The sequence below is a fragment of the Vibrio inusitatus genome, assembly GCA_024346935.1.
In the GTDB taxonomy this organism is placed as follows: Bacteria; Pseudomonadota; Gammaproteobacteria; order Enterobacterales; family Vibrionaceae; genus Vibrio; species Vibrio inusitatus.
In genome coordinates this window covers 736,686-760,334 of record AP024878.1, presented here as the reverse complement: position 1 = coordinate 760,334, position 23,649 = coordinate 736,686, and the positions used below count along the sequence as shown (strand labels likewise).

Annotated in this window: 22 protein-coding genes; 7 read left to right on the top strand and 15 right to left on the bottom strand. The window is 44.0% G+C overall.

Going from position 1 to position 23,649, the window contains the following annotated elements:
* Positions 1 to 76 precede the first annotated feature (76 nt).
* Positions 77 to 703: a uracil phosphoribosyltransferase gene (gene upp, locus OCU48_RS03560; RefSeq protein ID WP_141343747.1), complete on the bottom strand. Its 627-nt coding sequence runs from the start codon at positions 701 to 703 to the stop codon at positions 77 to 79.
* 304 nt (positions 704 to 1,007) lie between these two features.
* On the opposite strand from upp, the gene purM reads away from it, so the two are divergent.
* The 3 genes from purM to OCU48_RS03545 all read left to right on the top strand — a co-directional run bounded on the left by purM (position 1,008) and on the right by OCU48_RS03545 (position 3,909).
* Entirely contained in the window at positions 1,008 to 2,048 is a 1,041-nt protein-coding gene (gene purM / locus OCU48_RS03555) for a phosphoribosylformylglycinamidine cyclo-ligase (protein ID WP_141343746.1), read from the top strand.
* A gap of 2 nt (positions 2,049 to 2,050) precedes the next feature.
* The gene (gene purN, locus OCU48_RS03550; protein WP_141343745.1) at positions 2,051 to 2,635 is read left to right on the top strand and encodes a phosphoribosylglycinamide formyltransferase; all 585 of its coding nucleotides are present in this window, start codon (positions 2,051 to 2,053) and stop codon (positions 2,633 to 2,635) included.
* 197 nt (positions 2,636 to 2,832) lie between these two features.
* On the top strand, positions 2,833 to 3,909 hold the full coding sequence (locus OCU48_RS03545; RefSeq protein ID WP_167496137.1) for a S1 family peptidase: 1,077 nt from the start codon (positions 2,833 to 2,835) through the stop codon (positions 3,907 to 3,909).
* On the opposite strand, the gene OCU48_RS03540 is transcribed toward OCU48_RS03545, so the two are convergent.
* Positions 3,906 to 4,754: a class II glutamine amidotransferase gene (locus OCU48_RS03540; protein ID WP_141343743.1), complete on the bottom strand. Its 849-nt coding sequence runs from the start codon at positions 4,752 to 4,754 to the stop codon at positions 3,906 to 3,908. The two genes, OCU48_RS03545 and OCU48_RS03540, sit on opposite strands and share 4 nt — an antisense overlap.
* A 32-nt stretch (positions 4,755 to 4,786) precedes the next feature.
* Complete coding sequence (lpcA, locus tag OCU48_RS03535; RefSeq protein ID WP_141343742.1) at positions 4,787 to 5,368, bottom strand: D-sedoheptulose 7-phosphate isomerase; 582 nt, start codon at positions 5,366 to 5,368, stop codon at positions 4,787 to 4,789.
* Between the two features lie 278 nt (positions 5,369 to 5,646).
* Between lpcA and fadE the strand changes: the two genes are divergently transcribed.
* Complete coding sequence (gene fadE, locus OCU48_RS03530) at positions 5,647 to 8,100, top strand: acyl-CoA dehydrogenase FadE (RefSeq protein ID WP_141343741.1); 2,454 nt, start codon at positions 5,647 to 5,649, stop codon at positions 8,098 to 8,100.
* A gap of 61 nt (positions 8,101 to 8,161) precedes the next feature.
* On the opposite strand, the gene dnaQ is transcribed toward fadE, so the two are convergent.
* Complete coding sequence (gene dnaQ / locus OCU48_RS03525) at positions 8,162 to 8,884, bottom strand: DNA polymerase III subunit epsilon (protein ID WP_141343740.1); 723 nt, start codon at positions 8,882 to 8,884, stop codon at positions 8,162 to 8,164.
* Positions 8,885 to 8,941: 57 nt separating this feature from the next.
* On the opposite strand from dnaQ, the gene rnhA reads away from it, so the two are divergent.
* On the top strand, positions 8,942 to 9,406 hold the full coding sequence (gene rnhA, locus OCU48_RS03520) for a ribonuclease HI (RefSeq protein WP_141343739.1): 465 nt from the start codon (positions 8,942 to 8,944) through the stop codon (positions 9,404 to 9,406).
* Positions 9,407 to 9,421: 15 nt separating this feature from the next.
* Here the strand turns inward: rnhA and OCU48_RS03515 are convergent, their stop codons facing one another.
* On the bottom strand, positions 9,422 to 10,153 hold the full coding sequence (locus tag OCU48_RS03515) for a class I SAM-dependent methyltransferase (protein WP_141343738.1): 732 nt from the start codon (positions 10,151 to 10,153) through the stop codon (positions 9,422 to 9,424).
* 38 nt (positions 10,154 to 10,191) lie between these two features.
* Here OCU48_RS03515 and gloB point away from each other — a divergent pair, with 38 nt between their 5' ends.
* Together gloB and OCU48_RS03505 are read left to right on the top strand one after the other, a co-directional pair.
* Positions 10,192 to 10,950 carry a hydroxyacylglutathione hydrolase gene (gene gloB / locus OCU48_RS03510; protein ID WP_141343737.1) on the top strand — a complete coding sequence of 253 codons (759 nt, stop codon included), beginning with the start codon at positions 10,192 to 10,194 and terminating at the stop codon, positions 10,948 to 10,950.
* Positions 10,951 to 11,003: 53 nt separating this feature from the next.
* Positions 11,004 to 12,590: a lytic transglycosylase gene (locus tag OCU48_RS03505; protein ID WP_141343736.1), complete on the top strand. Its 1,587-nt coding sequence runs from the start codon at positions 11,004 to 11,006 to the stop codon at positions 12,588 to 12,590.
* Here the strand turns inward: OCU48_RS03505 and OCU48_RS03500 are convergent.
* The 10 genes from OCU48_RS03500 to fabZ all read right to left on the bottom strand — a co-directional run bounded on the left by OCU48_RS03500 (position 12,580) and on the right by fabZ (position 23,595).
* Complete coding sequence (locus OCU48_RS03500; protein WP_141343735.1) at positions 12,580 to 13,461, bottom strand: endonuclease/exonuclease/phosphatase family protein; 882 nt, start codon at positions 13,459 to 13,461, stop codon at positions 12,580 to 12,582. The two genes, OCU48_RS03505 and OCU48_RS03500, sit on opposite strands and share 11 nt — an antisense overlap.
* Positions 13,462 to 13,585: 124 nt before the next feature.
* Positions 13,586 to 13,924, bottom strand: a complete 339-nt coding sequence (glnB, locus tag OCU48_RS03495) for a nitrogen regulatory protein P-II (protein ID WP_141343734.1) — start codon at positions 13,922 to 13,924, stop codon at positions 13,586 to 13,588.
* A 117-nt stretch (positions 13,925 to 14,041) separates the two neighbouring features.
* Positions 14,042 to 14,353 (bottom strand): c-type cytochrome, encoded by a 312-nt coding sequence (locus OCU48_RS03490; protein ID WP_141343733.1) that lies wholly within the window; start codon positions 14,351 to 14,353, stop codon positions 14,042 to 14,044.
* 12 nt (positions 14,354 to 14,365) lie between these two features.
* Positions 14,366 to 15,703: a tRNA lysidine(34) synthetase TilS gene (gene tilS, locus OCU48_RS03485; protein WP_141343732.1), complete on the bottom strand. Its 1,338-nt coding sequence runs from the start codon at positions 15,701 to 15,703 to the stop codon at positions 14,366 to 14,368.
* A gap of 245 nt (positions 15,704 to 15,948) precedes the next feature.
* The gene (gene accA, locus OCU48_RS03480; RefSeq protein WP_141343731.1) at positions 15,949 to 16,908 is read right to left on the bottom strand and encodes an acetyl-CoA carboxylase carboxyl transferase subunit alpha; all 960 of its coding nucleotides are present in this window, start codon (positions 16,906 to 16,908) and stop codon (positions 15,949 to 15,951) included.
* A 45-nt stretch (positions 16,909 to 16,953) separates the two neighbouring features.
* Positions 16,954 to 20,433 (bottom strand): DNA polymerase III subunit alpha, encoded by a 3,480-nt coding sequence (gene dnaE / locus OCU48_RS03475; protein ID WP_141343730.1) that lies wholly within the window; start codon positions 20,431 to 20,433, stop codon positions 16,954 to 16,956.
* 85 nt (positions 20,434 to 20,518) lie between these two features.
* The gene (gene rnhB, locus OCU48_RS03470; protein WP_141343729.1) at positions 20,519 to 21,136 is read right to left on the bottom strand and encodes a ribonuclease HII; all 618 of its coding nucleotides are present in this window, start codon (positions 21,134 to 21,136) and stop codon (positions 20,519 to 20,521) included.
* Position 21,137: 1 nt separating this feature from the next.
* A complete protein-coding gene (lpxB, locus tag OCU48_RS03465) occupies positions 21,138 to 22,280 on the bottom strand; it encodes a lipid-A-disaccharide synthase (RefSeq protein WP_141343728.1) in 1,143 nt (380 codons plus the stop codon).
* 90 nt (positions 22,281 to 22,370) lie between these two features.
* Positions 22,371 to 23,162, bottom strand: a complete 792-nt coding sequence (lpxA, locus tag OCU48_RS03460) for an acyl-ACP--UDP-N-acetylglucosamine O-acyltransferase (RefSeq protein WP_141343727.1) — start codon at positions 23,160 to 23,162, stop codon at positions 22,371 to 22,373.
* A 1-nt stretch (position 23,163) separates the two neighbouring features.
* Complete coding sequence (gene fabZ, locus OCU48_RS03455) at positions 23,164 to 23,595, bottom strand: 3-hydroxyacyl-ACP dehydratase FabZ (RefSeq protein ID WP_186811078.1); 432 nt, start codon at positions 23,593 to 23,595, stop codon at positions 23,164 to 23,166.
* Positions 23,596 to 23,649: the final 54 nt, after the last annotated feature.

Genomic DNA, 23,649 nt, shown 5'->3' with positions numbered 1-23,649 from the left:
AAATAATAAGCAAAGATTGCAAAACCAACAAGTAGAGTCACAAGATAGCTCCCTACTATTGTTGGTTTATTGGGTATTATTTAGTACCGAAGATCTTGTCGCCTGCATCACCTAGACCAGGAACAATGTAGCCCTTATCGTTCAAGCACTCATCAATCGCAGCTGTGTATAGCTCGATATCAGGGTGAGCTTTTTCAAGTGCTTCAATACCTTCAGGCGCAGCTACAAGTACAAGTGCTTTGATCGTTTTACAACCTTGCTCTTTAAGGAGGTCGATAGTTGCAATCATAGAGCCACCCGTTGCCAGCATTGGATCAACAACCAATGCAATTCGCTCATCAATAGATGACGCTAATTTATTGAAGTAAGGAACAGGTTCAAGGGTTTCTTCATCGCGGTAAACACCAACAACACTAATCTTTGCACTAGGTACGTGTTCTAACACGCCGTCCATCATGCCAAGACCCGCGCGCAAAATGGGTACTACAGTAACTTTTTTACCTTTTATTTGGTCTATTTCAACTGGGCCATCCCATCCATTGATCGTCACGCGCTCAGTTTCGAAGTCTGCAGTAGCTTCGTATGTGAGTAGGCTACCTACTTCCGTAGCTAACTCTCTAAAACGCTTCGTGCTAATGTCCCCTTCGCGCATCAAACCCAACTTATGTTTCACAAGAGGGTGTTTTACCTCAACGACTTTCATGCCTTTCTCCAGTCTAAAATCAACAAACCTATGAATTATATACCCAAACGACACCAAGTTACGAGTCACACTGCGCTCTAGAGGCAATTAATCCTATGTAACGAATGTAATTTACGACTCTCACAAAAATGAGTCTGTATATCTGGTTAAGTATTCCTTTTATTTGCAATAATTAACTGCCATCTAGGGGCTCAAATCAATAACAATTAGAAATAACCACGCAAACGTTTGCTATTGTCGATCATCCCTTGTTAGAATAGCGCCGATTTTTCTTCCCTAACTTTTTCTAAACGAGGAATTTCCCGTGAGTAGTAACAAGGCTTCTCTTAGCTACAAAGATGCTGGTGTAGACATTGACGCTGGCAACGCACTGGTTGACAAAATTAAGGGTGCTGTAAAACGCACACGTCGTCCAGAGGTCATGGGTGGCATTGGTGGCTTTGGCGCATTGTGCGAACTGCCTACCAAATATAAGCAACCAGTACTGGTTTCGGGTACAGACGGTGTTGGTACTAAATTACGCCTTGCACTAGATATGAAAAAGCACGACACCATTGGTATCGACTTAGTTGCTATGTGTGTGAACGATCTAATCGTTCAAGGTGCTGAGCCTCTATTTTTCCTAGATTACTACGCGACAGGGAAGCTCGACGTAGACACCGCTGCTGATGTAGTTGCTGGTATTGCTGAAGGCTGTGTTCAGTCTGGCTGTGCGCTTATTGGTGGTGAAACTGCAGAAATGCCTGGCATGTACGAAGGTGACGATTACGATGTTGCTGGATTCTGTGTAGGTGTTGTAGAGAAAGAAGACATTATCGATGGCACTAAAGTTGCTGCCGGTGATGCTTTGATTGCTGTAGGTTCAAGCGGTCCACACTCAAACGGTTATTCTCTAGTTCGTAAGATTCTTGAGGTTTCTAACGCAGATCTAAACCAAGATCTCGAAGGCAAACCACTGGGTGAGCACCTACTAGAACCAACAAAGATTTACATCAAGTCAGCACTTAAAATGATCGAGAAGCATGACATCCACGCTATCTCTCATATTACTGGTGGCGGCTTCTGGGAAAACATCCCACGCGTTCTTCCTGAAGGAACTAAAGCAGTTATCGACGGCAACAGCTGGAACTGGCCGACTATCTTCAACTGGCTTCAAGAGAACGGTAATGTTACTACGCACGAGATGTACCGCACATTCAACTGTGGTGTTGGTCTAATCGTTGCTCTACCTCAAGATCAAGCAGCGCAAGCCGTTGCTCTTCTAAATGAAGAGGGCGAAAATGCTTGGGTTATTGGTCAAATCGCTGAAGCGAATGGCGAAGAAGAGCAAGTAGAGATCCGTTAATCATGACTAGAATCGTCGTCCTTGTCTCCGGAAACGGAAGTAACCTTCAGGCCATTATTGATGCCTGTGCAAGTGGTGACATTCAAGGTCAAATTTGTGCTGTCTTTAGTAATAAAGAACAAGCCTACGGCCTTGAACGAGCAAGAACAGCGACGATTCCAGCCCATGCTTTATCTCACAAGAGCTTTGCTGACCGTCTAAGTTTTGATATGGCTTTGATGAAGCAAATCGACGAGTACCAACCAGATTTGGTGGTACTCGCTGGCTACATGAGAATTCTCAGTGATGAGTTTGTTGAGCACTACCTAGGTAAGATGATCAATATCCACCCTTCACTGCTTCCCAAGTATCCTGGACTTAACACCCACCAGCGTGCCATTGATGCTGGAGATTCAGAACACGGAAGTACCGTTCACTTTGTGACTCCTGAACTCGATAGTGGCCCGATTATTGGACAAGTTAAAGTCGATATCACTGCGAATGATGATGCCGAAAGTCTGATGACTAAGGTACAAAAAGCAGAACACCAACTCTATCCCGACATAGTCCGACAGATAGCTTCTGGTGAGATAAGCTGGAAGAATTAACATCTAAAAAGCAGCCTTTGAGCTGCTTTTTTTATTAATAAACCACCACTCAATAAAGTAATACAATATTACATTATTGATATTCATCACAAAAACGACATGCGAATAAAAAACAACCGACTGTTGCATATGGAATGCCGTATCCTTTTGTCGATAAACTGTTCATTCTTTTCCAAACCTTTTGAAATATGAACAATATGAACAGTTATTTTAAACTTGCATTGATGTGCACCCTATTCAGTTTCTCGGTACACTCAAATGCAACAGTGACAAAAAGTGCTTCACCTCAAAACACCTCTTACATAGTTAATGGCCTACCTGCTAACGTCCACGAATACTCGTCATTCGTTAGCTTATATATAAATGCTGTTGAGTACGGTGAAGACTCATATTGGCGACCATATTGTGGCGGTGTTTTAATTGATAATGATTACGTTCTTACCGCTGCACATTGTATTTATGATGATAATGATGCCCAATTATATACATCAGTAGTTTTCAAGCCTCACAACGTCTTCTATGACCATCCTCTAGAATACGGTCAAAGTCGCCGAATTTCAGATATCTATTATCGTAAAGACTATATAGACACGGGCTTCTTATCATATCCGAATGATATCGCGATACTAAAACTAGAATCTTCTCCCAGCATCGGTCTCCCTGTTGCTAGAGCTACTGATGAGCGATATCGCAAAGCAGCCAATCAATATTTTGTGGCCGTTGGCCACGGACGAATATCAATGGACACTCAACATGAAGGGGAATTGCTAAAAACAAATCTACACCTTGTAGATAAAAATACTTGCAGTCTCGATTTCAATAACATATTAGATAGCCATTTGTGTTTTGGTGGTAATTATAACTATTATACTGGTTTAAAAAACTCAACTTGTAATGGTGACTCTGGCGGTCCAGTTTATTGGCAACACGACAACCGACAGACTTTAGTCGGCATTACAAGCTTTGGTCCAAAATTGTGTGGTCACCCTGGAATGGAAGTTACCTCTGTATTCACTGAAGTTGCTGATTACGATTATTGGATAACAGATGTTCTAAATAATCAAATAGACCCAGAAAATACCGTCCACCTAAAAACTGAAGAACAAAATAGGGTTACGGGTGTGGTAGAAATTGTGAGCAACGAAGTTCAAGAACCAGAACCTGAACCTGACCAAATGAATGAACAAAGCAATTCTAGCGGAGGTGGTACTAACTTCTACTGGGTTCTTTTAATTGGTTTAATTGCGGCTCATCGTCGAGCCGCCAAAGATTAACTCTCTAACGGCTCAGTTGACGCTTGAGATTTAGGTTTTGCTGCTGCATACGGCACATCAACAAGATCATGAGCATTCCCAGCAATCACCTCGCCATTTTGAAATAGCGTAAACTCACCCGGCTTCAATCTGTGCCACGTTTCGTTATCAGTGAGAGGTTGGGTTGCAATCACTGACACGACATCATTTGGTGTCGTTTCTTCTTGGAAGTTGATCGTTACATCTTCATCGATAAGAGTAGCTCTACCAAAAGGAGCACGACGAGTAATGTAATAAAGATGGTTTGTGCAATACGCCATCACATACTCACCATCGCTGAGGAGCATGTTAAAGACACCAAGCTCTCTTAAGCTATCACATAGGGTTACCATGTACTCAAAGACTGGCTGCATATCCTGTGGAGGCTCAGGAAACCGTGCCTCTAATTTATGCATGATGCGACAAAAAGAAAGTTCGCTGTCTGTTTTGCCAACAGGACGATGTCGACCCGTCTGCATTTCATGATAATCAGACAATTGACCATTATGCGCAAACGTCCAATATCTACCCCACAGCTCACGTGTAAATGGGTGGGTATTCTCTAGATTAACTGCCCCGCGATTCGCTTGCCTAATATGACTTACCACTGCGCAACTCTTGATAGGATAGCTTTGCACCAGCTCAGCTATCTTTGAATCGCAGCTAGGGTTGGGATCTTTGAAGGTTCGAAAGCCCTTTCCTTCATAAAAGGTAATACCCCAGCCATCAGTGTGAGGGCCCGTATTTCCCCCCCGCTGAATCAAGCCAGTAAAGCTAAAACAGATATCTGTTGGCACATTAGCGCTCATGCCAAGCAGTTCACACATAGTAATCTCCTGCTAATAAACTCTCAGTATCCTTACTGAGCTTCCATTTCTTTTTCAATTAACTGAATAATGATATGGATAATCTTAATATGTATTTCTTGTATACGATCTGCATACCCAAAATGTGGTACTCGCACTTCTACATCTGCGGTACCTGCCATCTGACCACCGTCTTTACCTGTCAAAGCAATGGTTTTCATCCCTTTTGCTTTAGCCGCTTCGATAGCTCGTAGTATGTTGGCTGAGTTACCAGACGTAGATAGCCCAAATAACACATCACCCTTTTGGCCTACCGCCTCTACATAACGAGAGAAAACAGCTTCATAGCCGAAGTCATTACTCACACATGAAAGGTGGCTAGGGTCAGAAATAGCAATGCCAGGATACCCTGGTCGGTCTTCTCGGTATCGTCCCGTTAATTCTTCGGCAAAGTGCATAGCATCACAATGAGAACCACCGTTACCACAAGACAAAACCTTACCACCAAGCTTAAATGAATCGGCAATTGTTCTAGCTGCTTTCTCTATTTGAGCAATGTTCTCATCGTTCGATAGAAATGCCTCTAATACTGTGGCTGCTTCATTTAATTCACCCTTAATAAGGTCATGGTACATGGCTGATCTCTCCTGATTAATAACGCCATTGCTATAGCATCGAATGTATCAAGAAAAGTTTAGCAGTGTCGAGACTCTTGCTCGCAGATTTCCAACTCAAAGGGTTCAATGACTACTATTTCGCCGACTAATCACTTTTGATACTGCTCGCGACTCAACTCACAAAACACCACCAATACCACTTTACAAATAATTAACATTTGCGATACTAATTTGAACTGGTTAGACCTCTTACCTATTATTAAGGGGTAACACTGTTCAATGGAGATGCTTTTTACATGGAAATACTTATTGCTCTACTTACCCTTTTCGTGGTGTCAGGCATCTGCCTTTATCACCGAACATCACTGTTTTCGGGTTTTATAGCCAATACGACAGCCTTGGTTTTATGTTCCATTTTATCCGGCTTCTCTTTAATTGCTTGGGTTGTTTTACTGTCTGGCACCGCATTTATGATGCTTGATAAGTGGCGTCAGAATACCGTCACCAACAAGGTTTTAGTTTTATTTAAGGGCATGCTGCCGCCCATGTCTCAAACTGAAAAAGAAGCACTTGATGCCGGTACTACGTGGTGGGAAGCAGAGCTGTTTCAAGGCAAGCCAAACTGGCAGTTTTTAAAAGACATTCCAAAATCTGAGCTTTCTGTAGAAGAAAAAGCCTTCCTCGATGGCCCGGTTAACGAACTTTGTTCAATGATTAATGATTATCAAATTACTCATGAGATGGCAGATATGCCTCCCGAGGTATGGCAATACCTAAAGGACCATAAATTCTTTGCCATGATCATCAAGAAGAAATATGGCGGTCTCGAATTTTCTGCCTATGCACAAGCATTAGTGTTGCAAAGACTCGCTGGTACTTCCATCGTAGTTGCTTCTACAGTTGGGGTGCCTAACTCTCTTGGACCCGGTGAATTACTGCAAATGTACGGTACCAAAGCGCAACAAGACCACTACCTACCAAGACTTGCAAATGGCAAAGAAATTCCATGTTTTGCACTAACCAGTCCCGAAGCAGGCTCCGACGCCGGAGCCATTCCCGACTTTGGAGTTGTATGTGAGGACGTATGGCAAGGTAAAAAAGTACTGGGTATGCGCCTAACTTGGAATAAGCGTTACATCACGTTAGCACCCGTTGCCACCGTGCTGGGTTTAGCCTTCAAACTGAGAGATCCAGATGGCCTATTGGGTGACAAGGAAGATCTGGGTATCACCTGCGCATTAATTCCAACCAACCTTGAGGGGGTCAAGATAGGTCGCAGGCATTTCCCATTAAACATTCCATTTCAAAATGGCCCAACTCAAGCCGAAGACTTGTTTGTTCCTTTAGATTTCATCATTGGAGGACAAAATATGGTCGGCCAAGGATGGAAAATGTTAGTGGAATGCTTATCTGTAGGGCGTGCGATTACTCTACCTTCAGCTAATACGGGGGGCATTAAGACTAATGCTCTCGCTATTGGTGCGTATGCTCGCATTCGTCGTCAATTTAAACAGCCTATTGGGCGAATGGAAGGTATTGAAGAGCCGCTAGCCCGAATTGCAGGGAGCGCTTACTTACTTGAAGGAGCAAATTTACTAACGATGGGCGCTATTGACAATGGTGCTAAGCCTTCCGTTATCTCTGCCATTGTTAAATATCACTGTACTCATTTAGGTCAAAGGGCGTCGATTGATGCTATGGACATTGCCGGTGGTAAGGGCGTAATGATGGGGCCTTCTAACTTTTTAGGGCGTGCTTATCAAGGCGCTCCTATATCAATAACGGTTGAAGGCGCAAACATTCTGACTCGCTCATTGATGATATATGGCCAAGGTGCCATTCGCTGCCACCCTTATGTCCTCAAAGAAATGGAAATGGCCTACTCTGAAGCACCAAATGCATTGGCACAATTTGATAAAGCCCTATTCAGTCATATTGGATTTGCGATGAGTAACCTTACTCGTAGTCTAGTTTTCGGGACTACCGATGGTTATGGGTCTGACGCGCCGACCAACGATGAAACCAAGCGCTATTATCAACAGCTCAATCGCTACAGTGCTAATCTTGCGTTTCTTTCTGATATCTCTATGGCTTTCTTAGGAGGATCGTTAAAACGTAAAGAGCGTCTATCTGCACGCTTAGCCGACATGCTAGGGCAGCTTTATCTATGCTCTGCTATGCTCAAGCGCTTTGAATTGGATGGCAGTCCTAAAGAGGATCTCGCGTTGGTGCATTGGACAGCTCAAGATAGCTTATTCAAGATCGAATCTGCAATGCACGATTTTTTAGTTAACTTCCCAGTAAAATGGATGGGCCTCAAACTTCGTATCTTGCTCATGCCTATTGGGCGTGTGCGCAAAGCACCGTCAGACGTGCTGGATAGTGAGGTAGCTAAGATTCTGCAAACACCAAGCGCGACTCGTTCCCGACTTGGACGCAATCAATACTTAGAACCATCGAAGTACTGTGTTCAAGGTCAATTAGAACTCGCTCTAACCGTAGTCTTGCAGGCTGAACCTATCTTCGACAAAGTGTGTAACGCCCTTGAACAGCGTAGGTCTTTCACCCGACTAGACCTTATTGCTAAGCAAGGACTCGAAGCCAATGTAATCAGTAAAGAAGAGGCAGAAATACTAGTGGAAGCAGAACAGCATCGACTTCGTAGTATTAATGTCGACGACTTTGACCCACAAGAGCTACCAGCTAACTCAGTAAAGCAACAGCAGGTCTTAAGCGAAACTGAAGCCTAGAGCTAAAAAAAAAAGCCCTGCGATTAATGTAATCGCAGGGCTGCTTTGTTCTAATATTTTATTACCAGCTTGGCTCGCCAGAAAGAAGCGTCAACCTCTCAGCATGAGCTGCAAGCTCATCATCACTGGCCTTAATTACCTTAAGAGGAGCCCTTCCCGATGCAGCCCGTTGAATGCCTGCTCCACCGCCCTCTCCACTGCTATCTCCACCAAACTGTATCGCAGTCTGCCCACCAGTCATAAACAAGAACACATCAGCTAATATCTCAGCATCGAGTAAAGCGCCGTGCAATACACGCGCTGAAATATCGATGGTGAAATGCTTAGCCAATGAGTCTAGGTTTTTACGCGCTGGCATGTTTGGCATACGCTTGGCCATTGCCAAAGAATCAGTAATTTTGCAGTAGTCTTCCGTTTTGCCAATAGAAGGGTCTAGCTTGCTAAATTCATTATCCATAAAGCCAACATCGAAGGGCGCGTTGTGAGCAACAAGCTCCGCTCCATCGATAAATGCTAAGAACTCTTCATGGATATCTTTATACTCTGGCTTGTCTCGCAAGAATTCATCGGTAATACCATGGACTGCAATTGCATCAGGCTGAATCTCACGATCTGGCTTGATATAGACATGGAAGTGACGCCCCGTTAGTTTACGGTTCACTATCTCTACAGCACCGATCTCAATAATTCGGTGACCAAGGTAGGTAGGGCCGCCTTCACGGTTCATACCTGTAGTTTCTGTATCGAGCACCACAATGCGGCGCGAATTGTTACTAGTATTCATAATTAAAACTGTGTCAGACTAATAGGAAGGCCTCTATACAGACAATCATATCAAATCATGAATAAACAGGTTGAGATTTTCACAGATGGATCTTGCTTAGGTAATCCGGGTCCAGGTGGCTATGGCATCGTCATGCGCTACAAAGAGCACGAAAAACAGATAGCCAAAGGTTTCACACTGACGACTAATAATCGTATGGAAATGATGGCAGCCGTTGAAGGGCTTAAGCTTCTTAAAGAGCCATGTACGGTCGTTCTTACAACAGACAGCCAATATGTACGTCAGGGAATTACTCAGTGGATTCACAACTGGAAGAAACGTGGTTGGAAAACGGCTGATAAAAAACCCGTTAAAAATGCAGACCTATGGCAAGCACTGGACAAAGAAAACCAGCGCCACCAAGTAGAGTGGAAATGGGTAAAGGGCCATGCCGGACATAGGGAAAATGAAATTTGTGACGAAATTGCTCGTCTCGCAGCAGAAGCCCCTACTGATGAAGATACCGGTTATCAGCCTTCTTAAACTATATAAGTCTGACTAGATTTCCGGCTTAACTCGGCAATTCACCCTCACTGGAGAAAGACCTTGTTTCAGTTTCCAGTGAGGTTTTATCGGTTTAAGCGGATACGTTCTCTTGCGAGCCACAATAAAATATTGACTGCAAAACAGCGTGCTCCAACCCCCAATCCCATTTTCTATCCAAGTCCATACTGCACGTTGCTTTTTCGATGGTATCAATCCATAACTGTCCATGTGCACCACTTGATAATTCAATACACTAAGCCAATCCTGAACACGATATGGCGTAAACATTCGCCCGCTCCAAGGCAAATTTTTCTTTCGCCATGGCATCAAGCTATTTAATCCCGATAAGCTAATAGGATTAAAACCCGTTAAAATTAAATAACCATCATCAATCATCACCCGATCCACTTCTCGCAATAAGCGGTGTGGATCTAAGCAATAATCAAGTTGATGTGCCATTAGAACAACGTCTATGCTCTTCTCTAGGAAAGGTAAGTCATACGCATCGGCTACGATACTGTGAATTGGATTTTCTATATCTAGGTTGATTTGGTGCTGGATGTTACAGTTGCAGCTAGTAATCTCACAACTTAGGCCGCCAAGCTTAAGCATATGATAGCCAAATAATTTTGGGCACCACTCATCCAAACGCATTTGAATCGCATCACGCACCCAAGCATGTTTAGGCAAGTCGTCCCAAGAATGGGGCTGAGTTATTTTTCGTGATATCCGAGCTGGTCGCATTCAGCAGTCATCCGTACAGAAACAATAGGAATATCTTAATGTTAGTCGTAAAAAGCATACCCGCATTTAATGATAATTACATCTGGCTTATTCACAATAAACAAGGTCAATGTGCGGTTGTTGATCCCGGTGATGCTACTCCGGTGCTGTCTTACCTAGAAGAGCACCAACTAGAACTTACCACTATCTTAGTTACCCACCACCACGCTGACCATATTGGCGGGGTATCGGAACTCAAACGAGCCTTCCCGAACACCATGATAGTAGGCCCTAAAAACGATGCTGTAGCAGGCTTGACGCATTCGGTTGATGCAGGACAGCAGCTAGACCTATTTGGTGAGCGTTTCTTAGTTCTAGGCTTGCCTGGGCACACTCTAGGGCATATAGGTTATCTAGGTGACGGTAAGCTGTTCTGTGGTGATGTATTGTTCTCGGCTGGTTGCGGTCGCGTGTTTGAGGGAACTCCGGCTCAAATGTGGCAGTCTCTACAAAAACTGGCTGCTCTACCCGTAGAAACCAAAGTGTATAGCGCTCATGAATACACTTCTAGCAATCTCTCATTTGCAATGGCCATTGAACCCGGTAACCCGCAGTTACAAATTTACAGAGAAAAAGTAAATCAGCTCAGAGCTCACCAAAAACCAACATTACCGACTACTATTGAACAGGAAAAATGGATTAACCCTTTTTTGAGGGTCGAAATACCAGAGGTTGTCAATTCTGTGTCACATCGTACAGAAGATCTTAGCCCACAAGGCGTGTTTACCGCCCTGCGTAAATGGAAAGATGGCTTCTAATTAAGTAAACTCGGACAAGTTTTTATATTCAGCACCAAAGGAAAGGCTTTTTAATGAGATTGAAACATAGTTGGATACTGGCTCTGCTCCTTGCAGGTTGTCAGGCTCCACAGCAGCCCACGGATAAGGACGTCTCAGAGCTTCCTCCTACTACAGAAGACAGTCAAGCTGAACAGACACAGCCCATTGAAGGCTCTACTGAAGCAGAAACGTTACCAGTAGAAGAAACTGAAAAAGCACCAGAGCTCACCGCCCAACAACAAGATGATCTTTGGAAGCGTATTGGCATGCAACTAGAGCTGCCTGTAGCTGACGATAAGATGGTTGAATACTACCGCAATTGGTATATCAAGCACCCTAGCCATTTAAGAACGGTATCTAAAAGAGCGGAGCCTTTTCTTTATCTGATCATCGAAAAGATTGAAGAGAGAAACATGCCACTAGAGCTGGCACTACTTCCTGTTGTAGAAAGCTCTTACGATGCCTTTGCATACTCTCATGGCAGCGCAGCGGGTCTATGGCAGTTCATTCCAGGGACAGGAAAAATGTACGGGCTTGAGCAAGACTATTGGTACGATGGTCGTCGTGACGTAGTTGCCTCAACCGATGCAGCTCTAAACTATCTGACTTACCTAAACGAAAGGTTTGATGGCAACTGGAATCACGCTATCGCGTCATATAACAGTGGCAGTGGTCGTGTTAGCAGTGCTATTCGCAAAAACCGCCGTGATGGCAAGCCAACTGACTTTTTCTCACTTCAATTACCAAAAGAAACCAGCGCTTATGTGCCTAAATTGATGGCAATTGCAGATATTGTGGCAAACCAAGAGAAATACGGTGTAAAAATCCCACCGATTGCCAACAAGCCAGTATTGGTCGAAGTAGATCCTAAAGAGCAACTTGATCTTGGCATCGCTGCGCAATATGCCGATATTCCAGTAAAGGAACTGCAAAGCTACAACCCAGCTTACAATCAATGGGCTACCGCTCCAGATGGGCCACAAAAGCTATTAATCCCTGCTGATCAGAAAGATCAATTCTTAGCCAAGGTCGAAGAAAATCGAGGCAAAGGTGTCAAACTGGTTCGCTACAAAATTCAGTCGGGTGACAACTTAGGCGCTATTGCTCAAAAGCATAACACCACCATAAAAGTCATTCAAAATGCCAATGGCATGTCAGACTCTAATATTAGAGCTGGACGCTACTTGTTAATTCCAACGTCTACGCAATCAGACAGTACTTATGCCCTAAGTGCAGATAACCGTCTAAAGCAAACCCAATCGCGTAACAGAGGTGACTACAAGGTCTCTCATACAGTAAAATCTGGTGAGAGTTTCTGGACTATAGCTAAAAACCATAACGTCTCTGTGCAATCATTAGCAAAGTGGAATGGCATGGCACCTAAAGATACACTACGTGTTGGCCAAAAATTGGTGGTATGGAAGCAAGGACAACAAGGCGCTGTAATGCGCACCGTTTACTACAATGTCCGCAGCGGAGACAGCATTAGCACTATCGCCAATCGCTTTAAAGTGAGCTCTAGCGATGTAATTAAATGGAACAACCTTAATGAGTCTAACTACCTACAGCCAGGACAAAAGCTCAAGCTGTATGTCGATGTAACTAAGGTTAGCGTTTAACCTCTACAATAGAAAAACTTGCTATCATAGGGTTATGATCGGAGGCGCCACTGATGGGCGCCTCTGCTTTCTTTAGCTCCAAGCCGCGGTAATAAAGATGGTCCAATACATGGCCACCCATAAATTGTGTTCGTTGATCGGGTTCAAATTGTACTTCTTCAAGATTTGCCGACGATACAATCTCTGTCAATTGTTCAAGCCTTGCATCACTCCACGTATTAAAGTCTCCGCCAAGAATGACTGGCCCATTATGTTGCTCAAGCTTACTCGCTAACAGTTTTAGCTGCTTTGAGTACGCCTTAGTACCTATGGTAAAGTTGATACCATGCAGGTTACCTACCGCAAGCACTTCCCCATTAGACAAAGGATAGGTAGCAAATAACGCTGACTTAGGGATCTGAATCCAAGGTTCTGCATCTAACTGAGCACAGACTCGGATGGGGTAAACTTGGGTAATATTGAACACACCCGCACTCACATCAAATGACTCAAACGCTTTCACTTGTTGCCCTACCCAATCCAGTTGATATAACCAGTCTTTAAATTCATCCGTAAAGCTGACTTCTTGTAGAAGCCCAAGTTGTTTTCCTTTAAGTAGCTTGGTCAATTCAGGTTGCCAAGTTTCTTTGTTTTGCTTGTAGATATTCCAAACCAATACATCAATGCGCCCTTCATCATCAATAGCTTGACCACTTTTCTCAAATACCGAACATTGAAAGACACTTTCCATCTCACTATCGGTGATCCCATCTGCGATAATCAGATGTTCGGAATCAGGCACACTAATGGGAAATTCAATCGCTAAAACGGCTGTCGTAAAGAGTACAGCAATAACGGGAGCAAGCAGCCACCTTGTTGAGCGTGATGTCATGTTGGAGATACCTAGCTAAGAGCCCATGAGTAGTTGAATTGTATAACCTTATACTATTTCCTGCCCCATAGAAAAGAAAAGCCCCCGCACAATGGCGAGGGCTTACAGTACTTTTGTAGCGAGATTAAATCGCGTCTTCGTCTTCTTCGCCGGTACGGATACGAACAACACGCTCTACGCCAGTCACGAAGATTTTGCCGTCGCCAATTTTACCTGTTTGAGCGGTTTCAACAATCGTATCAATGCATTGCGCTGCAACATCTTCTGATACAACAATTTCCAGCTTAACCTTAGGAAGAAAGTCGACCATATACTCAGCTCCACGATAAAGCTCAGTGTGGCCTTTTTGACGACCGAAGCCTTTCACTTCAGAAACCGTCATCCCTGTAATTCCAACTTCAGCTAGCGCCTCGCGCACATCATCAAGTTTAAAAGGTTTAATGATCGCTTCAATCTTTTTCATTCCTACTCCCTAATTTGGTCAAGCCTATGACAAGTCCAAGTATTATCAACGATTTCCACCAAATTACCATATAGGAATTGCGCATTCTTGAGCTTAAGAGAGTAAAAAGTGTTGCTATTATTTCATCGAAGAATAATAAGCCGCAAGATTCTCCATATCTTGATCGCTTAGCATCGACGCTTGCGCCTGCATCACGGCCGCCAGACCGCCATTGCGTTGCTTCGCCTTGTACGCTTTCAGAGAAGTCACGATATATTTAGCATTTTGACCATTCAAGTTAGGATAGCCATCAATAGCAGCCTTGCCGTCAGCACCATGACAAGCAGCGCAAATTTTCGCTTTTGCTTTACCTGCTTCAACATCAGCTGCCTGTGCTGTTACTCCTACCAACGACGTTAATAGAGCCGCAACAATGAGAGTCTTCTTCATAATTACTCCTTGTTAATTATGTTTCTTCCAATTAAAACGGTGACTTGAGCCAGTATAACCTCTGCATACAAATGAATCGCCGACCGCAACTACCTCTTCGTTATACATCAAAATCGGCGTCTGCGATCGTTTCCAAGGCGGAATTTGATACTCCTGAAACAGTTTTTTTAGTTTTCGACTCCCAGAGCGCTCTTCGGGGTGAGCCGTTAAACCTCCTGGATTAAACTGAACCCATACTTTTTCGTCTAGCTTCGGTGCTCGCACAAGCAAACCGCTATGACTATGACTATGACTATGACTACTAATCTCTACAAGACCTAAGCCGTTAGGCAACTCTATAGCTGTATCTATAACAATAGCGGATTGCCAATACGGTGCTTCCTTGCTCTGTTCAATAAGAAATAGGCTTTTTTGGAAGCGCCTTACGCTCACTTTACCGATAATTAATTTAGGATTGGCATCTTGTGACGCCTGTATTACCTCTTGGTAAATCAATCCTAGTTGTTTCTTGCCTGGCATAGGTAAGCCATATTGCGCAAACCAACGCCGCAACAGGCGATTGCGTATAGCATCGGATAGCTTGGATAAAACGTCCGCATTCAGGCTATCATCGATATTAAGAGCGCTTTGATAATGCGGTTCTAAAAGCTCATCTAATAGCTGCTCTTGTTCAAAACAAAGTTGTGCACTTCGCAATGCAGCAGCTTGTATTTCAGGCCAACGCGCAGATAGAACAGGAATGACTTGGTGTCGAAGAAAGTTTCGATCAAATTGCGTATCTTGGTTACTTTCATCTTCTACCCATTCAAGTTGTTGTTGCTTGGCAAAAGCTTCTAACGCCTCTCTCTTCAACGATAAAAAGGGTCGCACTAATACAGCTTCACCAAAGGCTGATTTCGCCCCCATTGCAGCCAAACCCCGGGGTCCACTGCCACGTTTAAGTGCCAACAGCAGAGTCTCTAACTGGTCATCTACATGCTGAGCCGTAAGAAGTAAGTCATTCTTGTTGAGGTGTTTAGACAACAAGGCATAGCGTGCTTCTCTCGCTTGAGCTTCAAGGCTTTGCTTGCTATTAACGTCTAGACTGGCAAATTCAACATAAAAAGAGATGTTGGCTTCTTCACACCATAACCGGCACTGTTCCACCCAATGGTCAGCGTTGTGACTCAATCCATGATGAACATGTACCGCACGAACTTCGAGTGTTGGATTCTGCAATTGATAATGAGATAAGCACTCTAGCATCACTCTAGAGTCTAAGCCGCCACTCAACGCCAGCACCAGTCGGCTAGCATCCTCAGTAAGACAAGCATTGGTCACATCTGAAAAGATTTCAATAACAGACTTCACGGTATTCCTTAGCAATACCCATCGTACTAAATAACGGGTCATTCTAGCTTGTTAAAATGTTCGATAACGACGTTAGAATTTTTGATTGTAGAATAACTATTTATCGAAAAATTCTGCCTTGTTCTCGAGCATTTTTCCTACGCTATTTCTGATCACTTACTTAGTGTAATTGGTATAAACACAATCAAAAAAGGTGAGCCAAGCTCACCTTTAACAATAAATCATTCGTTATCTAGTTGCCTAGATTAGCAATAACCGTAACTCATTAAACGGTCATAACGACGCTCTAGAAGCTCTTCATTATTTTTGCCTTCGAGCTCTTTAAGCTGAGCAATCAGTGTGCTCTTCACATTTTCAGCAGTATGAACAGGATCACGATGTGCACCACCTAGAGGCTCAGAAATGATCTCATCAATCAAACCTAGCTCTTTCAAGCGAGGAGCCACTAGGCCCATAGCTTCAGCAGCTTGTGGTGCTTTGTCTGAATCACGCCATAGAATTGAAGCACAGCCTTCAGGAGATATAACCGAGTAGGTTGAGTATTCAAGCATGTTGACATAGTCACCCACGCCAATAGCAAGAGCGCCACCAGAGCCCCCTTCACCAACAACGTTACAGATAACTGGTACTGTTAAGCCTGCCATCACTTTTAGGTTAGTTGCGATAGCTTCAGATTGACCACGCTCTTCTGCACCAACACCAGGGTATGCACCCGCGGTATCGATAAAAGTAATGATTGGCATTTTGAAGCGCTCAGCCATTTCCATCAGGCGCAATGCCTTGCGGTAGCCTTCTGGTTTAGGCATACCAAAGTTACGGATAACTTTCTCTTTGGTTTCACGACCTTTTTGATGACCGATTATCATCACAGGGCGGCCATCTAGACGAGCCATACCACCAACAATAGCCTTATCATCAGCAAACGTACGATCACCACACAGTTCATCGAACTCAGTGAACACGTTCTCAATGTAGTCATAAGTGTAAGGACGAAGCGGATGGCGAGCTAGCTGAGCTACTTGCCATGCACCTAAGTCACCAAAGATTTTTTTCTTCAGTTCTAGGCTCTTCTTTTCAAGAGAAATAATCTCCTTATCCAGATCAACTCCCTCTTCTCCACCGTGTAGACTTACATCGCGCAGGGCTTCAATCTTTGCTTCTAGCTCTGCAATTGGCTTTTCAAACTCTAGAAAGTTCAAACTCATCTAGCATTCCTTCATTCATTGAGCTGAAGACAGCGTGTTCTGTCATCAGTTAAATTCGAGTTCCACTTGGTCATTACCAAGCAACTGCTTTAAATCGTCAATCAACGTATCGGTTGGCGTAACTCTCCATTCCACTCCCAAAGAGAGCTTAGCTCTTGCGTCGCTACGTTGATAATAAATATTGACTGGAATAGTACCAGCGCGATGCGGTTCCAACACTCGACTAAAGCGTTCGAAGAACTGGGCATCGATTTGAGACTCAGATATCGAAATACTGAGTCCTGAGGCGTATTTTTCGCGAGCATGGCCAAGATCCATCAACTCACGCGCCGTCATTTTAAGGCCACCATTGAAATCATCAAAGCTGACCTGTCCAGAAACCACTACAATTCTATCTTTTTCTAGCAATTCTGCATACTTTTCTAACACATCTGAGAAAAGCATCACCTCCATTCGGCCTGAACGGTCATCAAGAGAGAGAATACCGATACGCGTTCCTCGCTTAGTTGTCATTACTTTAGCCGCAATAACAAGTCCCGCTAAGGTAACCGACTGATCTCGCCGTGTAGGCGTTGCATTGTTCAATCGGCAACTGGTGTATTTGGCCAACTCACGAAGATACAGATTTATTGGATGTCCCGTTAGATATAGGCCAAGGGTTTCGCGCTCCCCTTCTAGCCATACCTTTTCTGGCCACTCAGGTACTTGGGCGTATGCCTGCTCAACATCAGAGTGAGTATCGGTTAATACACCAAACATGTCACTTTGACCAAAAGCCTCAGCTTGATGGTATTGACCTGCAGCTTTCACTGCAGCATCCACCGAAGCCATCATAGCCGCTCTGTGTGGTCCTAATCGGTCGAGTGCACCAGCCTGTATAAGCTTTTCAATGACACGTTTATTACATTTTTTAAGATCGATACGAGCACAGAAATCGAACAGGTCTTTAAAGTGTCCGTCTTTATTACGAGCTTCGATGATACTTTCAATAGGACCTTCACCCACACCTTTGATAGCACCGATACCATATACAATGGCTCCAGTATCATCGACATTGAAGCGATAAAGGCCTGAGTTAACATCCGGAGGAAGCAGTTTGAGCCCCATACGAATACACTCATCGACAAGCCCAACGACTTTTTCGGTGTTGTCCATATCGGCAGTCATTACTGCGGCCATGAACTCTGCCGGATAATGGGTTTTCAGCCACAGAGTCTGATAAGACACCAGAGCGTAAGCGGCTGAGTGCGACTTGTTAAAGCCGTAGCCTGCAAACTTCTCTACCAAGTCGAAGATTTTCATCGACAACTCGCCATCAACACCGTTGTTCTCTGCACCTTCTTTGAAAATAGATCGTTGCTTCTCCATCTCCTCAGGTTTTTTCTTACCCATCGCACGACGAAGCATATCTGCTCCACCTAGCGTATAGCCTGACAAGATCTGTGCGATCTGCATGACCTGCTCTTGATAGAGAATGATGCCGTAAGTTGGATCAAGTGTTTCTTTTAGTGATTCATGTTGCCAAGTTTCATCTGGGTAAGAGATGGCCTCACGGCCGTGCTTACGATCGATAAAGTTATCTACCATTCCCGATTGCAGTGGACCGGGACGGAACAACGCCACCAATGCGATGATATCTTCAAAACAATCTGGTTGAAGACGCTTGATAAGGTCTTTCATACCTCTGGATTCTAGCTGGAATACCGCTGTTGTTTCGGAGTTCTGCAGCAGCCTAAACGAGGCCTGATCGTCTAATGGAATTGACTCTATACGAATAGGTTGTTGACCACTTTGCTCTAAGCGTGGGTTCACTAACCCAAGAGCCCAGTCGATAATAGTCAGTGTACGCAAACCCAAGAAGTCGAACTTCACCAAGCCTGCGGTTTCTACGTCATTCTTATCGAACTGAGTAACAGGGAACTGCCCCTCAGCATCTGCGTAGATAGGCGCAAAGTCAGTGATTGTGGTTGGTGAGATAACTACACCACCAGCGTGCTTACCGGCGTTACGAGTACAACCCTCAAGGATACGACACATGTCGATAAGGTCTTTTACCTCCTCATCCGCTTCGTACAATTCACCCATTTGCGGCTCAGCATCAAAAGCTTTAGCGAGTGTCATACCAGGATCTGGCGGTACCAACTTAGAGATTCTATCAACAAATCCATACGGGTGACCTAGCACACGACCTACATCGCGGATAACCGCTTTTGCAGCCATAGTACCAAAGGTAATAATCTGCGATACCGCATCTCGTCCATACAACTCAGCGACATGGTCAATTACCTGATCGCGTTTATCCATGCAGAAATCGATATCGAAATCAGGCATTGAGACACGCTCAGGGTTCAAGAATCGCTCAAACAGTAAGTCGTACTCCAAGGGATCAAGATCGGTGATCTTTAGAGCATAAGCCACCAATGAACCAGCACCTGAACCACGACCAGGACCGACAGGAATATCATTATCCTTAGACCATTGGATAAACTCCATTACGATCAAGAAATAACCAGGGAAACCCATCTGGTTGACAACGTCGAGTTCAATCTGCAGACGCTCATCATATTCCGGGCGCTTTTGTTGGCGGATAGTCGGGTCAGGAAATAGAAACTCTAGGCGCTCTTCAAGTCCTTCTTGGGACTTGTGAACCAAGAAGTCTTCAATGGTCAAATCACCCGTTGGAAAGTTCGGTAGGAAATACTCTCCAAGACGCACCGTAACGTTACAACGCTTGGCGATTTCCACACTATTTTGCAATGCTTCTGGAATGTCGGAGAAGAGTTCACACATCTCTTCTTCGGTACGAAGATATTGCTGAGCGCTGTAGTTTTTAGGGCGACGAGGGTCTTCTAGCGTATAACCATCATGAATAGCGACACGTATTTCATGAGCATCAAATTGGTCTTGATTAACAAAGACCACTTCATTGGTTGCTACAACAGGCAACTGATATTGATCTGCGCATTCAAGAGCAAAATGGAGGTAGCTTTCTTCATCAACGCGACCTGTTCGCGTCAATTCCAAATAAAATCGTTCTGGAAAATGCTGCTGATAAAAACCAACGCTTTGCTCAGCAAGGTCATGATTTCCCTTTAGTAATGCCTTACCCACTTCGCCACTTTTACCACCTGAAAGGATTATTAACCCTTCATTTAGTTCAGCAAGCCACGCCTTATCAATGACGGGTTGGTGCTGAATATGCCCTCTGAGATAAGCCTTTGATATCAACAAGGTCAGGTTTTTATAGCCTTGATTGTTAGTAGCAAGAACCGTTAGACGTGTGAGTTCATCACCAAACTCGTCCGACTGCATTGTGAAGTCAGCACCAATAATGGGTTTAACGCCAGAGCCATGCGCGGTGTTATAAAATTTCACCAAACCACAAAGGTTAGTGAAATCCGTAAGCGCCATTGCAGGCATGCCTAGTTCAGCTACCTTCTTGACCAAAGGTGGCACTTTAGACAAGCCATCTACCATGGAAAAGTCACTGTGGACGCGTAAATGTATAAACCTAGGCTCTGTCATAATTACTCTGTTGTTCCGTTAGTCCATTAATCTCTATTTGGGAGAAGGAATGCAAATTTTAGGATTAAGTTATGTTGAGTTGGGATTAATCTAAGCCCAAAGCTCGTTTAACGGGTTTAAAACTCTTTCTATGCTCTGCAATCACACCATGTTGCTCAATAGCATCAAAATGTGCCTTAGTCGGATAGCCTTTGTGCTTTGCAAAACCAAATTCAGGGTGCTTCTTATCAAGCTCGACCATTTCTTCATCGCGCACTACCTTAGCAAGGATAGAAGCGGCACTAATCTCAGCAACCCTTAAGTCACCTTTAACCACTGCCAGCCCTGGCATAGCCAGATCGGGAACCCTATTACCGTCAATCAAGGCAAAGTCAGGTTGCACAGAAAGACCTTCAATGGCTCGTGTCATGGCCAACATCGTCGCATGAAGAATATTGAGCTGGTCGATTTCTTCTGGCGAACAGCGACCAACAGACCAAGCTAATGCTTTTTCTTTTATCTCAGGAAAGAGCGCCAATCGTTTTTTCTCAGACAAGGCCTTTGAGTCGGTTAAACCTTGAATAGGGTTATTAGGGTCGAGGATCACGGCAGCGGTAACCACATCACCGACTAATGGCCCTCGCCCAACCTCATCCACACCAGCAAATAATTCATACCCTTGCGGATATTCAAACGCTGGTAATTCTACTTTTGCTTTAACCATATTACTTGCCTATCAAATTCAATACTGCGGTAGCTGCCTGAGTATCAGCATCACGCTTGATCCAAGAGTGCATCTCTGTAAATTTATCCGTCATGTAAGACGTATCACCATCAATAATATTCTGCATGGCCTCGAAGATGTTCTGCGCATTACACTCTTCCATGATCAATTCTTTCAGAAGCTCTTCATCAGCAAGAAGATTGGGCAAACTGTAGTACTTGTTAAGCATCATACGCTTGGCGATAAACCCACTAAGTTTGTTCACTTTATAAGCAGTCACCATTGGGCGATTGACCAGCATACCCTCGAGTACAGCAGTACCGCAGGCAAGTAAGATATAGTCAGCAGCGGCCATAATATTGCGAGCAGAATTCTCTTCTATGATTTGAAAATCCAGCTCAGGCGCTATCTGTTGCCAAATTTCTTCAAACTGCGCTCGTCTTGCTGGGTTTACAGCCGAAACAATAAAGCCTATGTCTGGGTACTTTTCTTGTAATAGTTTACAGCCACTAATAAAGTCTTCTGCCATTAGCTTAATCTCGCCGCGGCGACTTCCTGGCAAAACCGCTATCCAGCGCTTATCTTGTTGCAAACCAAAGCGTTCGCGAGCCTCTGATTTACTCGAATGTAAAGGAATCGCATCGGCTAATGTATGTCCAACAAACTCACAAGCTACATTGTATTTATCGTAGAAGGCCTTTTCAAAAGGCAAGAATGCTAAGACCAGATCTGTGGCTGCATCAATCTTAAATATACGCTTTGGTCGCCATGCCCAAACCGAAGGACTGACATAATGTACGGTTTTAAGGCCTGCATTTTTTAGTTCAAGTTCAAGGCGCAGATTAAAATCAGGGGCATCGATTCCGATGAAGACATCCGGTTGCCACTCTTTAAAGAATTTAGCCACTTCCTTCTTAATGTGCAAAATGCGACGTAATCGACCTAACACCTCAACCAAGCCCATGACTGAAAGCTCTTCCATATCAAACAAAGAACGACAACCTAAAGCTTGCATCTTAGGCCCAGCAATACCGACAAATTCTGCATCAGGGTAGCGTTGCTGGATCCCTTTAATAAGACCCTCGCCAAGAGTGTCTCCGGACAATTCTCCGACAACAACACCGATACGTAATGGTCGACTCATTCTAGGCTCTCCTGAAGTATTTCCTGAAATATATAAACAAAAAGACCGCCCATTACAGCGATCTTTTAGAGGGTCAACTAAACACTGATATCAGCGAATGATGCCACGGTTAACATCATTGGTTAGGTAATCCAAGAACTGCTTAACCGCTGGGTACTCCTCAGCAGATTGAGCAATCTCGACTTTAGCTTCATCTAACGTTAGACCTGAGCGATACAATGTTTTGAATGCACGACGCACAGCAAGAATGTCTTGCTTCTCAAAGCCACGACGCTTCATGCCCTCTGAGTTGATACCAATTGGGCTACAGTGGTTGCCTTGTGCCATTACAAATGGCGGTATGTCTTGTGCAACAGTAGAGCCACCACCAACAAAGGCATGTGCACCCAGAGTACAGAACTGATGTACAGGTACCAAGGCAGTCAAGATAACAAAATCTTGTACCTTCACGTGACCTGCCAGTGTCGCATTGTTACCCAAGATAACATTGTCACCAATCATACAGTCGTGTGCAATATGCGCGTTTACACAAAATAGATTATCACTACCTACTTGAGTAATGCCTTTATCTTGAATCGTACCGCGGTGCATTTGCACGCTTTCACGAATCACATTGCGGTCACCAACGATAAGTTGCGTGGCTTCGCCTTGGTATTTCTTATCTTGGTTTTCTTCACCCAAAATAGCAAAAGAAAACACGCGGTTTCCATTACCAATCTTGGTCAAACCCTTAATTACGACATGAGACATAATCTCATTGTCTTCACCAATCTCTACATCGCCACTGATGTATGTAAACGGGCCTACCGTTGTGTTGGCACCAATTTTTACATTACCTTCAATAACTGCAGTAGGGTGAATTTTTGCAGTAGGATCAATCATATTAGAATTCTCGACGAGCACATTTCAATTCTGCAGAACACACAACCTCACCATCTACTTTAGCAACACCGTTGAACATCGCGATACCACGACGGTTTTTCAACAGCTCTACTTCGATGATCATTTGGTCACCAGGGCTAACAGGTTTACGGAACTTCGCTTGATCAACACTAGCAAAGTAATACAATTCATTTTCCTTTGGCTCACCAAAGGTTTTAAACGCAAGTAGGCCCGTTGCTTGAGCCATTGCTTCTAGGATAAGAACCCCAGGAAAAACAGGTAATTGAGGGAAATGACCTTGAAACTGAGGCTCGTTAAAGCTTACGTTTTTTAAACCAATCAGGTACTTACCTTCTTCAAAATCAGTTACTCGGTCAAGAAGTAGAAACGGGTAACGGTGTGGAAGAAGAGATTGGATCTCCATTATATCCATGGTCTTTTTTTCAGAAGTCAAAGTTCAGTTCCTTTAATGTAACGCTTTAATTTA